Origin of the sequence: Tepidimonas sp., from assembly GCF_036824975.1 — a bacterium.
Taxonomy (GTDB): Bacteria; Pseudomonadota; Gammaproteobacteria; order Burkholderiales; family Burkholderiaceae_C; genus Tepidimonas.
Map to the genome: position 1 here is coordinate 1 of NZ_DAISZC010000061.1, position 13,135 is coordinate 13,135.

The window sequence follows — 13,135 nt, forward strand, 5'->3', positions numbered from 1 at the left end:
CCCTGCAGGATGTGCGGCGTCCAGGCGGCGACTAACGGTCGTATAGGTCATGTGGGCCCTGTGTGCGCAGTGGCCCCGCAACCACAGCCGGATCCCGCACCACCACCTCCCCGCGCAGCGAATGCGGCAGCGCCTCGGTGATGAGGACGTCGATCATTTGGCCGATCAACCGCTGGCCGTTGGGGCCGCCGTCGAAGTTGACGATGCGGTTGCATTCGGTGCGGCCCATCAGCTCGTGGGGGTTTTTCTTCGACGGGCCTTCGACCAAAATGCGCTGTACGGTGCCGACGCGGCGCTGGCTGATGCGGGCCACGTTGGCCTCTAGCGCTTTCTGTAGCGTCTGCAGGCGGCGCAGTTTGACCTCGTGGGGGGTATCGTCGGGGAGGCTGGCCGCTGGGGTGCCCGGCCGCGGGCTGAAGATGAAGCTGAAGCTGGCATCGAACCCGACGTCTTCGACCAGCTTCATCAGCTTGGCAAAATCGTCTTCGGTTTCGCCGGGAAAGCCCACGATAAAGTCGCTGGAGATGCTGATGTCGGGCCGCACCGCGCGCAGGCGGCGGATGGTGTGCTTGTACTCCATCGCGGTGTAGCCGCGCTTCATGGCCATCAGGATGCGGTCGCTGCCGTGCTGCACCGGAAGGTGCAGGTGGCTGACCAGCTTGGGGATGCGCGCGTACGCTTCGATCAGCCGCGGGGTGAATTCGTTGGGATGGCTGGTGGTGTAGCGGATGCGCTCGATGCCGGGGATCTCGGCCACGCACTCCAGCAGCAGCGCAAAGTCCTCGCCGTCGACGCCGCGCCAGGCGTTGACGTTTTGACCCAGCAGCGTCACTTCCTTGACGCCTTGTTCGGCCAGGCCCGCCACCTCCACCAGCACGTCCTGCAGCGGGCGCGAGACTTCCTCGCCGCGCGTGTAGGGCACCACGCAGTAGCTGCAGTATTTGCTGCAGCCCTCCATGATGCTGACGAAGGCCGAGGCGCCTTCCACCCGCGCCGGCGGCAGGTGGTCGAACTTTTCGATTTCGGGAAAGCTGACGTCTACCTGGGGGCAGCCTTGCTGCTGGCGCGTGCGCAGCAGCTCGGGCAGGCGGTGCAGCGTTTGCGGGCCAAACACCACGTCCACATACGGCGCGCGCTTGATGATGTCCTCGCCCTCTTGGCTGGCGACGCAGCCGCCCACACCGATGAGCACGCCTTTCTTTTTCAGATGCTTGACGCGGCCCAGATCGGAAAACACCTTCTCCTGCGCCTTTTCGCGCACCGAGCAGGTGTTGAACAGGATCAGGTCGGCCTGCTCGGGGTCGTCGGTCAGGGTGTAGCCGTCGGCGGCGCCCAGCACGTCGGCCATTTTGGCCGAGTCGTACTCGTTCATCTGGCAGCCGAAGGTGCGGATGTAGACTTTTTTGCTCATGGCGGTGCAGCGGAACTGGTGTGGAGCCAGGGGCTGTGAAAAAGATAAACTATATCCCGATACCGCGCACGGTTCCCCTCGTCACAGCACCTGGTAGCGCCGCAGCAGGGCTTTTTCCAATTCCAGCATGGCCAGAACCGTTACCCCCACCACCGCGCACAGCGCCAGCAGTGGCGGCGGCAGCGCGGCGCTGCCAAACCACGCCTGCATGAAGGGGGCGTACGTGAACAGGGCCTGCAGTGCGCACACCGCCGCCACCGCCAGCAGCACGCGCGGGGTGCCCTGCACCCCGGTCCAGGTGAATGAAGGCGCGCGCAGGTAGCGCACGCTAAACAGGTAAAACACCTCCATCGCCACCAGGGTGTTGACGGCCAGTGTCTGCGCCACGGCACTCGGGTAGCCGCTGTGCAGCGCCCAGCGGTACACGCCAAAGATGCCTGCCGCAAACAGCGCCGACACCAGGCCGATGCGCCACAGCACGAACGGCGTCAGCATAGGTTGCCCGGGCGGACGCGGCGGGCGGCGCATCACGTCGGCTTCGGTGGGCTCGAAGGCCAGCACGGCCGCCAGCGCGATCGAGCTGACCATGTTGACCCATAAGATTTGCACCGGCGCTATGGGCAGGTCCAGCCCCAGCAATACCGCCAGCAGCAGCGACACCGACTCGCCGCCGTTGATGGGCAGCAAAAAGGTGATGACCTTGCGCAAGTTGTCGTACACGGTGCGTCCCTCGCGTACCGCGCGGGCGATGGTGGCAAAGTTGTCGTCGGTCAGCACCATGGCGGCGGCGCGCTGTGCGGCTTCGGTGCCTTTTTGGCCCATTGCCACGCCCACGTCGGCGGCTTTGAGCGCAGGAGCGTCGTTGACGCCGTCGCCGGTCATGGCCACCACCTCGCCCTGCGCCTGCAGGGCGCGCACCAGCCGCAGTTTGTGCTCGGGGGCCGCACGCGCAAACACGTCGCACGCGCGCACCGCGCGGCCCAGCGCGGCGTCGTCCAGCGCCTCGATGTCGGCACCTGTGAGCGCATGCGCGGTGGCCGTCAGGCCCAGCTCGCGCGCGATGGCCTGCGCGGTCAGCGCGTGGTCGCCGGTGATCATCTTGACGCGGATACCGGCGCCGTGGCACAGCGCGATGGCGGCGCGGGCCTCTTCCCGCGGCGGGTCGATGATGCCGACCAAGCCCACCAGCGTCAGGTCGGCGGGCGGCGTGTCGTGGGCCAGCGCGGCCCCGGCGGGCAGCGTGCCGCGCGCTAGGGCCAGCACGCGCCGGCCCTGAGCAGCCTGCTCCCGTACCCGGTGCTCCCAGGTCTCGTGGGCCAGGATCGTGACGTTGCCTTGCGCGTCCAGCGCCGCCACACACAGAGGCAGCAGGCGTTCCGGCGCGCCCTTGACCCACACCTCCTGCGCACCGTCGTCGCGCCGGTGGGCGGTGGCCATGTAGCGGCGCTCGGACTCGAACGGCAGCACCGCCACGCGCGGTCGCTCCTGCGCCAGGCGCTGCGGCTCGATGCCGGCCTTCATGGCCAGCGTCAGCAGCGCCCCCTCGGTGGGGTCGCCGGCAAGCCGCCAGTGGCCGTCTTCAGTGCGCAGCAGCTCGGCGTCGTTGCACAGGGCGGCGCCTTCGGCCAGCGCCAGCAGGGCGGGGGCCTCGCGCCAGAGTTCCGCGCTTTGCAGCACCGTGCCGGCGCGCAGCAGGGCGCCGGAGGGCGCGTAGCCCACGCCCTCGACATCGATCACCGCGTCGTGCAGGACGACTTGCTGCACCGTCATCTCGTTGCGGGTGAGGGTGCCGGTCTTGTCGGAGCAGATGACGGTGACGCAGCCCAGTGTCTCTACGGCCGGCAGGCGCCGCACGACGGCGCGCTGCTGGGCCATGCGCTGCACGCCGATGGCCAGCGTCACCGTCATGATGGCGGGCAGCCCCTCGGGGATGGCGGCCACCGCCAGGCCGACGGCGGCCATGAAGGTCTGCAGCGCCGGCAGCCCGCGCACCGCCCAGCCAAAGCCAAACAGCAGCGCCGCCGCGGCCAGCACCGCCAACGTGATCCAGCGGCCCAGTTGCGCCATCTGCCGCACCAAGGGGGTGGTGGTTTCGCCCACGTCCTGCAGCATCCGGCCAATGCGGCCGATTTCGGTGTCCATGCCGGTAGCCACCACCACCGCGATTCCCTGTCCGGCGGTGGCCAGCGTACCCGCGTAGCCCATGCCCCGGCGGTCGCCTAGCGCCGCGTCGGCCGCGGCGGGCGCGGTGTCCTTGCTCACCGCCACCGACTCGCCGGTCAGCGCGGCTTCGTCCACCTGCAGGGCATGACACGCCAGCCAGCGCACGTCGGCCGGCAGGTTGTCGCCGGCGTTGACCTGGATGACGTCGCCCGGCACCAGATGGGCCGCATCGATGGCCACCAGGTGGCCGTCGCGCCATACGTGCGCCTGCGGCGCCAGCAGTCGACGGATGGCGGCCAGCGCCCGCTCGGCCTTGCCTTCCTGCACCAGACCGATGGTGACGTTGAGCAGCACCACCGCCAGGATCACGGCGGCATCCACCACGTGGTCGATGGCCAGCGTGATGGTTGCGGCCACCAGCAGCACCCAGATGAGGAGGTTGTCGAACTGACGCGCCACGCGCCGCCACAGAGGCGTGGGGGGAGCCTCCTGCAGACGGTTTTCGCCGTATTGCAACAGGCGCGCGGCCGCGTCGGTGGCGCTTAGCCCGCGCGGGTGGGTGTCCAGGCGCTGCAGCACCTCTGCGGTGGTGAGCGTGTGCCACGCCACTTCAGTGTCGGGCGCACGGGCGGTGGCTTGGGCACGGTGTGGGGAGCTGAGGCGATGGGGCGTGCCGGACATGACCATGGCGGCGGTGGGGATGTTGAGCGTTGGAGCGGAGCGCCGGTGGCGGGTTCCCGCAGGGCCGACTCGGCCGGTGGCAGGAGCGGCCGAGCCGCAGTGACAAAGGCGGTCGAGCGCGGGGTTTAGGGCGCACGGTGCAGCGCGGCGGCTGCGCCGCGCACGAACGCCGCCCACGCCGCATCCTGCCCGTGCTCGGCCAGCCAACGGGCTGCCAGTGCCAGATCGCGCTGCGCGCCAATGCGCGTTTGCCACGTGCGCGCCTGGCGCTGCCAGCGCAGCAGCTGGCGCGCTGCACGACCGCTGAGTGTGGGAGCTACCGCTTCGGCCCCGTAGCGTAGGCGCTTGGCCAGCAGCCGGGCGGCGTGCAGGGCATCGATGGCGTCATGACCCGCGCGGTCATTGCTGGGCGGTGCGGTGTCGTCGGCCGGTGGTGGGTCCGCGGTGGCGGGGCGATTGGGATCCCCATCGGAGGCTGCGGCGGCCGCCGCTTCGAGCATGCGGCGCAGCCGACGTTCCCAGCGGCGCAGGCGCTGCGCCGCCCAGCTCTCGGGTGCCACGATGGGGGTGGGCACGCCATGCAGCCAGGCCGCGCACGCCAGCAGTGACTGGACGACGGCAGGCTGGCACAACAGCGCACGCAGCTGCTGACGCTCGCGCCCGGCTGCCTGCTGCAGCGCGCGCAGGCTGCGTTGCACGGCACGCTGGCGTTCGGGGTGGTGCGCGGCATCCTCGACGAAAGCGTCAGCCCAGGCGGGCAACGTCTCGGTGCGCGCGACGTCCAGATCGCGCACCGCGCCCAGCGCGTCGAGCAGCGGGCGCAGTGGCGTGGTGTCTGGAGGCGGTGGCAGCCATGGGCGCAGCAGCCGCAGCAGGCTGCGCCAGCGCCGCCAGCCTACGCGCGCCTGGTGAACGGCCTCCGGATCGTCACTGCGCGCGGCCAGCAACAGGTTGTCGCAGCACTGCCCCAGCGCGTCGCCCAGCGCGGCGCGGGCTACCGTGCCCGGATCGGCGGCGCGCGGCAGGTCCGGGTTGCGCGCGCGCACGGGCGCGTCCAGCAGCCCGTCGGCCAGGCGCTGCGCCTGTTCGGCCTTGCTCGCCCGGGCGGGGATCAGCGGCAGACGCTGCCCAAGCGCCGCCGCCAGCCCGAACAACGCCTCGGGGTCACCCTGCACCAGCTCCAGCTCGAGTTCGAGCAGCGGAGCACGCCGTCCGGCGGCACGGATCTCTCCCACGTCGAGCGCGACCTCGATGACGCAGCCATCGCGGCGGCGCACTGTCCACAGCGTGCGCAGGCAGCGGGTTTCGTACACCGGCTGCAGCGCGTTGGCCCGATCGGCCCAATCCGGCTGGTCGGCCAGCGGCGTGGTGGCCAGTACGGCGGGTTCGGGTACGCCGCGGCGCAGTGGCACGGTCCACTCCCCGCGCACGCTAAGCGCTCCCTGGCCCGCGCTCTTGAGGGTCTGTTCCCAGCGCATGGCTGCGCGCGCCCGCGCGGCACTGGTGTTGCCGGCACCCGCCGTGTCCTGCGGCATCGGCGCGATGCCACGTATTCGCAGCGCGCAGCGCTGCTGGCGCAGCCAGCCATCGGGCGTGTCGAAGTAGCGGTTGGTCAGGCGCAGGCGCTGCACGGGCCGCTGTCGCAGCAAGGGATGGGCGCGCAGCGCCCGGTCCACGCTGGCGGCATCTAGCCCCGGTATGGCCAGTTTCAGCTCGATTTCTTGCGGCACAATGGTCTCTCCAAAACGGTCCCAACGCCATGGCACGCGGCGCAACCGCCATCCGTACTTTGCTGTCCGCGCGCCCGGCGTCCGCCGGCTGCCGGCAGGCACGGCGGCGATCGTCCCCGCAACCGTGCGCCATCCTACCCCGAACGCCATGCTTCACACCAGCCGCGATCTGTCCCACTTGCAGCCCCGTGACCGGGCCGAAGTCTTGGCCCAGGCGCTGCCCTACATTCGCAAGTATCACGGCAAGACCATGGTCATCAAGTACGGCGGCAACGCCATGACCGACCCGGAACTGCAGGCGGCATTCGCCGAGGACGTGGTGTTGCTCAAGCTGGTGGGTATCAACCCGGTGGTGGTTCACGGCGGCGGACCGCAGATCGAGACGCTGCTCAAGCGTCTGGGCAAGCAGGGGCATTTCATCCAGGGCATGCGTGTGACCGATGCCGAGACCATGGAAGTGGTGGAATGGGTGCTGGCCGGCGAGGTGCAGCAGGACATCGTGGGGCTGATCAACCGCGCCGGCGGCAAGGCGGTTGGCCTGACCGGACGCGACGGCGCCATGATCCGCGCGCGCAAGCTGCGCATGGTCGATGTGAACGACCCCAGCGTGGAGCACGACTTGGGGCAGGTGGGCGATATCGTCTCGATCGACCCATCGGTGGTGCGCGCGCTGCAGGAGGATCAGTTCATCCCGGTGGTCAGCCCGATCGGCTTTGGCGAGCACAACGAGAGCTACAACATCAACGCCGATGTGGTGGCGGCCAAGCTGGCCACCGTACTGCAGGCCGAAAAGCTGCTGATGCTGACCAACATACCCGGTGTGCTGGACAAGCAGGGGCAGCTGCTGCCCGAGCTGACGCCGCGGCGCATCGATGAATTGGTGGCCGACGGCACCATCAGCGGCGGCATGATCCCGAAGATCTCGGGTGCGTTGGATGCCGCCAAGAGCGGCGTGCGCGCGGTGCACATCATCGACGGCCGGGTACCGCACGCCCTGCTGCTGGAAGTGCTGAGCGAGCAGCCGTTCGGCACCATGATTCGCTCGCACTGAGCCGGGTGGGGCGTTCCTGTGCCCAAGCCCCGCGGCCGCGGTGATGCGCCAGGGTACCTGTGGGAAATTTTTTGCGCCCCGGATTGACAAGCGCCCATCGACCTCTAAAATAAAACGATCGTTCGTTTTATTTTGGAGGTCCCGATGGCCGACTCCGATCTCTCCGCCCCTGCGCCCACCCGGGCGCGCAGGGGGCGGGTGCGTGTTGCGGGGGCAGCAGCGCCGTCCCGGTCGGCGAAGTCCCCGCACAAGGGGCAGCAGACCAAGGCCGCGATCGTCGATGCTGCACTGTCGCTGGCCTCGCAAGTCGGTCTGGAGGGCCTGAGCATCGGCGCGATCGCCGAGATGATGGGCATGAGCAAGTCGGGTGTCTTCGCCCATTTCGGCTCGCGTGAGGAGTTGCAGATTTCGGTGGTGCGCGAGTACCACGACCGCTTCGAGCGCGAAGTGTTCCGCCCGGCGTTGGCCGCGCCGCGCGGTCTGCCCCGGCTGCGCGCCCTGTTTGACAACTGGATGCGCCAGACCTCGCTGGAGATCGACTCCGGCTGCATCTACATCAGCGGTGCCGTCGAGTTCGACGACCGCCCCGGGCCGGTGCGCGACGCGCTGGTTGCCACCGTCAACACCTGGCAGGCGGCGGTGCGGCGCGCGGTGCAGCTGGCCATCGACGAGGGCCATTTGCGTGCCGATGCCGACCCCGCACAGGTGGCGTTCGAAATTCACGGACTGATCCTGGCGTTGCACTACGAGGCGCGCTTCCTGCGCAGCACCGACGGTCTGCGGCATGCGCGCACCGGCTTCGACAACCTGCTGGCGCGTTACCGGCGTGACGCTGGCTGACCGGACCGACATGTCAAAGTCCCGATCGCAGCTGCGACCCGGCTTTCCCGTTTCTGTCCCACCCCAACCCTGAACTCAGGAGACCACGATGCCCCAGTACACCCCCCCTCTGCGCGATATGCAGTTCGTGCTGCACGAGGTGTTGCGCGTGACGGATGAACTGCGGCTGTGTCCGCCGCACGCCGAGATCGACGCCGACACCATCAACGCCGTGCTGGAAGAAGGCGGCAAGTTTGCCGCCGAGGTGATCTTTCCGCTCAACATGACGGGGGATGGCGAAGGCTGTCGGTTGGACAAGAGCACGCATGCGGTGACCACGCCCAGCGGCTTCAAAGCCGCCTACCGCCAGTATGTGGACGGCGGCTGGCCGGCGCTGAGCTGTGACCCCGCGCATGGCGGCCAGGGCCTGCCGTTCGTGGTCAACCAGGCGTTCTACGAGATGCTCAACAGCGCCAACCAGGCCTGGACCATGTACCCGGGGCTGAGCCATGGCGCTTACGAATGCCTGCACGCCCACGGCACCGAGGAGCAAAAGCGCCTGTATCTGCCCAAGCTGACCAGCGGCGAATGGACCGGCACCATGTGCCTGACCGAGCCGCACTGCGGCACCGACCTGGGCCTGCTGCGCACCAAGGCCGAACCGCAGCCCGACGGCACCTACAAGCTCACCGGGCAGAAGATCTTCATCAGCGCCGGCGAGCACGATCTGGCAGACAACATCGTGCACCTGGTGCTGGCGCGCCTGCCGGATGCACCCGCCGGCACCAAGGGTATCAGCCTGTTCGTGGTGCCCAAGTTCAAGGTCAACGCTGACGGCAGTCTGGGCGAGCGCAATGCCATCTACTGCGGTGGCATCGAGCACAAGATGGGCATCCACGGCAACGCTACCTGCCAGATGATTCTGGATGGTGCCGTGGGGACGCTGGTGGGGCAGCCCAACAAGGGCCTGCAGGCCATGTTCGTGATGATGAACGCCGCACGCTTGGGCGTGGGCAACCAGTCGGTGGGTCTGACCGAAGTGGCGTTCCAAAACGCCTTGGCCTACGCCAAGGACCGCATTCAGATGCGCAGTTTGAGCGGCCCCAAGGCCAAGGACAAGCCGGCCGACCCGATCATCGTGCATCCGGATGTGCGCCGCATGCTACTGACCGCCAAGGCCTACGCCGAAGGCGGCCGCGCGCTGCTGATCTACTGCGCGCTGCTGCTGGATCAGGAACTGCACCACCCGGATGAGCAGGTGCGCCAGGACAGCGCCGAGCTGCTGGCGCTGTTGACACCGATCGCCAAGGCGTTCCTCACCGACAACGGTTTCATTGCCGTCAACGAGTGCCTGCAGGTGTTCGGCGGCCACGGCTACATCAAGGAGTGGGGCATGGAGCAGTTCGTGCGCGATGCCCGCATCAACATGATTTACGAGGGCACCAACACCATCCAGGCGCTGGACTTGCTGGGCCGCAAGGTGCTGGGCAACCAAGGCGCAACGCTGAAGAAATTCGGCAAGCTGGTGCAGGCGCTGCTGGAGGAAGAGGGCGTCAACGAGAAGATGAGCGAGTTCATCAACCCGCTGGCGCAGCTGGCCGAGCAGATGACCAAGTTCACCACCGAGATCGGCTTCAAGGCGCTGCAGAACCCGGACGAGGCGGGTGCGGCGGCGGTGCCTTACCTGCGCGTGGCGGGCCACCTGGTGTTCGGCTACTTCTTTGCGCGCATGGCGTCGGTGGCGCTGAAAGCCATCGCGGCCGGCAGCACCGATGCGTTTTACACCGCCAAGCTGCAGACGGCGCGCTTTTACTTCGTCCGGCTGTTCCCCGAGGCGACGCTGCAAATGCGCCTGGCGCGCTCGGGCAGCGCGGTGCTGCTCGACACCGAGGCCGCGTTGGCGTGAACCGTGAGGGTCCCGGATCGGATCCGACCGCGCCGGGACATATCTGCAACCGATGACAAGGAGACGACCCATGATGACCTGGCTTCGCACGGCTCGGCGTTGCGCCCTGCCGGGGGCGGCAGCGTTGCTGGTTGCGGCCGCACCGGCGTGGGCACAGATGACTCCAGTAGGCCGCTGGCACACCATTGACGACGAGACCAAGGAGGTCAAGAGCGAGGTGGTGATCACCGAAAAAGATGGCGTGCTCAGCGGCCGCGTCGAAAGGCTGCTGCGCAAGGGGGCAGACCCCAACCGGCGCTGCACCGCGTGCACCGACGACCGCAAGGATCAGCCCATCGTTGGGCTCGAGATCATCCGTGGTGTCAAGCCGGTACCCGACAAGGCCGTGTGGGAGGGCGGCACCATCCTCGACCCCGAGTCTGGCAAGACCTACAACGTGCGCCTGACCCCGGTGGAGGGCGGCGCCAAGTTGGAGGTGCGTGGCTCGGTGCTGTTCATCGGTCGAACCCAAACCTGGGTGCGTGTGAACTGACGCACCCTTCCGCGCAGGCGTCTCTGTCACCGAGCGCCTGCCGTACCCGTGAGGATCACACACATGTCCCGATTTACCATCCAACGCGTCGCCGTGCTGGGCGCAGGCGTCATGGGGGCGCAGATTGCCGCGCACCTGGTCAACGTCCGCGTGCCTGTGGTGTTGTTCGATCTGCCCAAAGAGGGCGCTGACAAGAGCGCCATCGCCCGTCAGGCGATTGCCAACCTGAAAAAGCTCAAGCCCAGCCCGTTGGGTGTGGCCGATGAGGCCGATCTAATCCAGCCCGCCAACTACGATGAGCACCTAGAACTGCTGCGCGGTTGTGACCTGGTCATCGAAGCGATTGCCGAGCGCATGGACTGGAAACACCAGCTCTATGCCCGCATTGCCCCCCATCTGGCCGAGGGCGCCATTTTGGCCTCCAACACCTCGGGGCTGTCGATTGGCCAGCTGGCCGAGCCGCTGCCCGAGGCGCTGCGGCCGCGCTTCTGTGGCATCCACTTCTTCAACCCGCCGCGCTACATGCCGCTGGTGGAGCTGATCGCCACCCCGGCTACGCGCGCCGACGTGCTGGATGCGCTGGAGGCGTTTTGCACCACCACACTGGGCAAGAACGTGGTGCGTGCCAAGGACACGCCCAACTTCATCGCCAACCGCATCGGCATCGCCGGCATGCTGTCCACGATGCGCGAGGCCGAGCGCTACGGGCTGACGTTCGACGTCGTCGATGATCTGACCGGCAAGCGCCTGGGGCGCGCTTCCAGCGGTACCTTCCGCACCGCCGACGTGGTGGGGCTGGATACGCTGGCGCACGTCATCCGCACCATGCAGACGCAGTTGTCGCCCGAAACCGACCCGTTCTACGACAGTTTTGCCACGCCCGCCGTGCTGCAGGCGCTGCTGGACAAGGGGCACCTGGGGCAGAAGACCAAGGCAGGCTTTTACAAAAAGGTGGGGCGCGATGTGCTGCGTTTCGACCTGGCCCGCGGCGAGTACGTGCCGGCAGGTCAGAAGGCCGACGAGGTCTACGGTCGCATGCTCAAGAAGCCCGCGGCCGAGCGCCTGAAGCTGCTGCGCAACGCCGAGGGGCCGCAAGGGCAGTTCTTGTGGGCCATCCTGCGCAATGGCTTTCACTACGCGGCCCTGCACTTGCAGTCGATTGCCGAGACGGCGCGCGATGTGGATCAGGCCATGCGCTGGGGCTTTGGCATGCAGCAAGGGCCGTTCGAGCTGTGGCAGGAGGCTGGCTGGCTGGAGGTTGCCCGCATGGTGCAGGACGATATCGACGCCGGACGCGCCCTGTGCACAACGCCGCTGCCGGCGTGGGTGTTCGAAGGCCCGGTAGCCGAGCGCGGCGGCGTGCACCAGCCCGAAGGGTCGTGGAATCCCAGTACCGCTCGCTTCGAGCCGCCGCGCACGCTGCCGGTGCATGCACGCCAGCTCTACCGCGAGCGCGTGGGCGGCGAAGCCGGCGCCGACTGGCGTACCGACGGCAGCACGGTGTACGAGGATGACGCCATCCGCCTGTGGACGCTGACGCGCCCGGGCTTGGACGATGTGCTGATCGCCAGCCTCAAGACCAAGATGCACGCCATCAGTCCCGCGGTCGTCGAAGGGCTGGACCGCGCGGTACAGGAGGCCGAAGCGCGCTTCGCGGGCTTGGTCGTGTGGTCGGGCGAGGAGCCGTTTTCGGTGGGGGCCGATCTGCAGGCGACGCTGCCGGCGTTTGCCGCCATGGGCGTGCAGGCCATCGAGTCGGTGGAGGCCGAGATGCAGCGCGTGATGCTGCGCCTGCGCTACGCCCAGGTGCCCACGGTGGCCGCGGTGCGCGGCATGGCGCTGGGTGGTGGATGTGAGCTGGCCGTGCACTGTGCGCGGCGCGTGGCGCACATGGAAAGCTACATTGGCCTGGTGGAGGTGGGGGTGGGGCTGATTCCCGGTGCGGGCGGGCTGACCTACATCGCGCGCCGCGCTGCCGAAAACGCGCGCTCGCGTACACCGGGCGGCAGCGCCGACGTGGACCTGTTGCCGTTCCTGACCGAGGGCTTCAAGGCGGCGGCAATGGCCACCGTGGGCACCAGCGCACTGGAAAGCCGTAAGTTGGGCTATCTGCTTGACAGCGACATCATCGTGCCGCACCGCGATGAGTTGCTCTACGTGGCGCTGCGCACCGCGCAAGCGATGCGCGACGCCGGCTACCGCCCACCGCTCAAGCGCCTGTTCCCCGTGGCAGGGCGCAGCGGCAAGGCCACCATCCTGGGGTCGCTGGTCAACATGCGCGACGGCGGCTTCATCACCGCGTACGACTTCCACATCGCCAGCCGCATCGCCCACGTGGTCACAGGCGGTGATGTCGAGCCGGGCACGCTGGTCAGCGAAGAGTACCTGATGCAGCTCGAGCGCGAGGCGTTTTGCGCCCTCATCACCCAGATCAAAACGCAGGAGCGCATCATGGCGCTGCTCAACAGCGGCAAGCCGCTGCGCAACTGAGATCCGATGCGGAGATACCCGACATGAAAACTCTGACAGACGCCTACATCGTCGCGGCCACCCGCACGCCGATCGGCAAATCCCACAAGGGCTACTTTCGCCACACCCGGCCCGACGACCTGCTGGCCCACGTGCTGCGCGCTGCCGTCGCCCAAGTGCCGGGCCTCGACCCCGCTGCCATCGAAGACGTGATCTGCGGTTGCGCGATTCCTGAGGCCCAGCAGGGCCTCAACGTCGCGCGCGTGGGCGCCGTGCTGGCCGGTCTGCCCAAGAGCGTGGGTGGCATCACCGTCAACCGCTTTTGCGCATCGGGCCTGTCGGCCGTGCAGATGGCCGCCGACCGCATCCGCGT

Annotated in this window: 8 protein-coding genes and 1 pseudogene; 6 read left to right on the top strand and 3 right to left on the bottom strand. The window is 68.2% G+C overall.

Annotation, left to right across the window (positions count from 1 at the left end; translation table 11 throughout):
* Positions 1 to 31: 31 nt before the first annotated feature.
* The 3 genes from miaB to V7Z54_RS07730 form a co-directional block, all read right to left on the bottom strand.
* Entirely contained in the window at positions 32 to 1,411 is a 1,380-nt protein-coding gene (miaB, locus tag V7Z54_RS07720) for a tRNA (N6-isopentenyl adenosine(37)-C2)-methylthiotransferase MiaB (protein ID WP_334135606.1), read from the bottom strand.
* Between the two features lie 81 nt (positions 1,412 to 1,492).
* Complete coding sequence (locus V7Z54_RS07725; protein WP_334135607.1) at positions 1,493 to 4,255, bottom strand: cation-translocating P-type ATPase; 2,763 nt, start codon at positions 4,253 to 4,255, stop codon at positions 1,493 to 1,495.
* Between the two features lie 125 nt (positions 4,256 to 4,380).
* Entirely contained in the window at positions 4,381 to 5,985 is a 1,605-nt protein-coding gene (locus tag V7Z54_RS07730; protein ID WP_334135609.1) for a CYTH and CHAD domain-containing protein, read from the bottom strand.
* Between the two features lie 148 nt (positions 5,986 to 6,133).
* Between V7Z54_RS07730 and argB the strand changes: the two genes are divergently transcribed.
* The 6 genes and pseudogenes from argB to V7Z54_RS07760 form a co-directional block, all read left to right on the top strand.
* Positions 6,134 to 7,036, top strand: coding sequence for an acetylglutamate kinase (argB, locus tag V7Z54_RS07735; RefSeq protein ID WP_334135611.1), 903 nt, complete (start codon positions 6,134 to 6,136; stop codon positions 7,034 to 7,036).
* A 144-nt stretch (positions 7,037 to 7,180) separates the two neighbouring features.
* Positions 7,181 to 7,876, top strand: coding sequence for a TetR/AcrR family transcriptional regulator (locus V7Z54_RS07740; RefSeq protein WP_334135613.1), 696 nt, complete (start codon positions 7,181 to 7,183; stop codon positions 7,874 to 7,876).
* A gap of 88 nt (positions 7,877 to 7,964) precedes the next feature.
* Positions 7,965 to 9,761 carry an acyl-CoA dehydrogenase C-terminal domain-containing protein gene (locus V7Z54_RS07745; protein WP_334135615.1) on the top strand — a complete coding sequence of 599 codons (1,797 nt, stop codon included), beginning with the start codon at positions 7,965 to 7,967 and terminating at the stop codon, positions 9,759 to 9,761.
* A gap of 70 nt (positions 9,762 to 9,831) precedes the next feature.
* Positions 9,832 to 10,293, top strand: coding sequence for a DUF2147 domain-containing protein (locus V7Z54_RS07750; RefSeq protein WP_334135617.1), 462 nt, complete (start codon positions 9,832 to 9,834; stop codon positions 10,291 to 10,293).
* 63 nt (positions 10,294 to 10,356) lie between these two features.
* Positions 10,357 to 12,783, top strand: coding sequence for a 3-hydroxyacyl-CoA dehydrogenase/enoyl-CoA hydratase family protein (locus tag V7Z54_RS07755; protein WP_334135619.1), 2,427 nt, complete (start codon positions 10,357 to 10,359; stop codon positions 12,781 to 12,783).
* A gap of 23 nt (positions 12,784 to 12,806) precedes the next feature.
* Positions 12,807 to 13,135, top strand: a pseudogene (locus V7Z54_RS07760) (acetyl-CoA C-acyltransferase); the annotation flags it as partial.